This is a genomic window from Acinetobacter sp. Ver3 (genome assembly GCF_000632455.1).
In the GTDB taxonomy this organism is placed as follows: domain Bacteria; phylum Pseudomonadota; class Gammaproteobacteria; order Pseudomonadales; family Moraxellaceae; genus Acinetobacter.
In genome coordinates this window covers 1-2,374 of record NZ_JFYL01000135.1, presented here as the reverse complement: position 1 = coordinate 2,374, position 2,374 = coordinate 1, and the positions used below count along the sequence as shown (strand labels likewise).

Below are 2,374 nucleotides of genomic sequence, written 5' to 3'. Positions count from 1 at the left end.
TTGATTGATCATCGCATCAGGCAAATCGTTGGTCGCTGCCATGCGATTAATGATTGCTAATTTCTGCTCCAATAGTGAAAGGCGACTTTGCAAATATAGATCACAATCAGTAGTAATGGTTAGAGGTAACTCATTGGACTGTTTTAGCTGATTAAATTTATCAGCAGTCACTAAATACTCATCGAAGTCTTTGAATTGGCGAGAGCCTTGTACCCAGAGATCCCCAGCCCGTAGCGAGTTTTTAAGTTCAGATAACACACATATTTCGTAATAGCGGCGATCAATACCATCATCGGTAAAGACTAGTCTTGCCCACCGTTTTTTGATAAACGCTATTGGAGCATTAGAGGGGATTTTTCGTGTATTATCAACATTCATGCTGCGGAGCAACTCTACAGCGGCAAGCATATCTTTTGCTGCTGGGGCAGCACGCAATTTAAGTATGGCAAGAAGTTCTGGCGCGTAACGGCGTAAAGTTGCATAGCTCTCGCCAATTCGTGGTAAAAAATCAAAGTCTTCGGGTTGCGCCAGTTTTTCTGCCTCAGTAATACTTGCTGCAAAAGCATCCCATGAAATAACAGTTTCGATGGCGGCAAACGGATCACTGCCATTTTGCTTGGCATCTAGCAAGGCTTTCCCGATAAGCCCATACAAACGCACTTTGTCGTTGATCGCTTTACCTGATGATTGAAATTGTTGCTGGTGTTTATTTTTTGCGATAGCAAATAGCTTTCCAATAATGCGATCATGCAGGTCAATAATTTCGTCGGTGATCGTGGCCATACTCTCCACAACGATTGCTACCAAAGTGGCATATCGACGTTGAGATTCAAATCTGGCCAAATCAGCAGGAGTCATTTGCCCACCTTCGCGAGCAATTTTCAGTAAGCGATTTTGATGAACGTGTTTTCCAATGTCTTCAGGTAGATCGATGGCTTGTAAGCACTTCAGCCGCTCAATGTGCTCAAGCATGTACTTTGAGTTTGGTTTAGCTGGTGACTGTCTAAGCCACCCCAATATTGTCAGTTTGCTGCCCTCTTTACGGTTCAGCAAAGCATCTATATTTTGACGATGAGTTTCTGAAAGTGAGCTCGTCAAAGCAGTATAAATTATGCGGTTGGCAGATGTGATTGCTTCTGCGCAAATACTATCAATTGCATTTATAGCTGGCAAAAGGACTGATTTTTGTCGTAAATTTTCAACGAGAGTTGTGGCTAAAATAAGACCTTTATCTGTCTGAAGGGACAAATCCACCATCATATTGACCGATTGCCGATAGTCACTCAAGGTGAATAGTTTGAACCCAAAAACTTTTTTCAATTCGGCAATATGTTCTCGTCTTGTTTGCTCGCGCTGACCATAATCATTCCAGCAGTCCACTGATATACTAAGTTGAGCAGCCATCATGAAAAGTAAGGGTTTGAATGGTTCGTCGTTAATACCCAATATCACTCCAGGGTAACGCATGTAGCAAAGTTGAATTGCAAAGCCTAGCTTGTTGGATGCCCCTCGATGTTGATGGACTATGGATTTATCAGAATCACTCAGAGTGTAATGCTGAAGCATAAAAGCTCTATCATCTGGAATTTCGAACAGGCTTCCCAATTCCGTGGACGACAAAATAGAATGGCGCGGCATGGCTCATTAGTCCCAAATAAACTAAACTATTAAAGGTACATTATTTTGTACCGCCACGCTTAGCTTTGCGCTGCAATTTCGCAAGGAGGTTCAATTGGGACAGAATGCGGCCATTTATTGCCGAGTATCAACGAACGATCAGTCCTGCGAACGACAGGAATATGACCTACGTGCCTACGCCAATCGTTGCGGCTACGATGTTGTCGGTGTTTGGAAAGAAACTGCATCAGGCAGTAAGGATGAGAGATTGCAAAGAAAATACTTGATGACCATGGCGCAATCTCGTGAAATCGATGCCATCTTGGTGACGGAATTGACACGCTGGGGCAGAAGCACCGTGGATCTCGTACAGTCATTACAAGATCTTGGGCATTTCGGGGTATCTCTGGTGGCACAAACAGGTTTGCAGTTTGACCTTTCCACATCTCAGGGAAAGCTCATGGCTTCTGTGATGTCTGCATTAGCAGAGTTTGAGGGAGATTTACTACGTGAACGTGTGCGCTCTGGTGTAGCAGCGGCACAAGCGCGGGGCGTTGTGTTTGGTCGTCGTCCTGGTCAACGTACCAAGTCAGATCGTCTGGCACCTAAAGTGTTGGAGTTGGTGTCTGCTGGACACTCTTATCGACAAGTCGGTCGGCTGGTCAATCTAAGCAAAAATACCGTGTTGGATATCGTTAAAAGAAGTCGGAGTGAAAATCCTTAGCGTGCTATATTTTCCGTTTCCTGAGACGACCCC

General features: G+C 44.4%; 1 protein-coding gene and 1 pseudogene. One reads left to right on the top strand and one right to left on the bottom strand.

The window, feature by feature from the left end; genetic code table 11:
* A pseudogene (locus CL42_RS15855) lies at window positions 1–1,638 on the bottom strand (Tn3-like element ISAcsp1 family transposase); the annotation flags it as partial.
* Window positions 1,639–1,732: 94 nt separating this feature from the next.
* On the opposite strand from CL42_RS15855, the gene CL42_RS15850 reads away from it, so the two are divergent.
* Window positions 1,733–2,341: a recombinase family protein gene (locus tag CL42_RS15850; RefSeq protein WP_004726718.1), complete on the top strand. Its 609-nt coding sequence runs from the start codon at window positions 1,733–1,735 to the stop codon at window positions 2,339–2,341.
* Window positions 2,342–2,374: the final 33 nt, after the last annotated feature.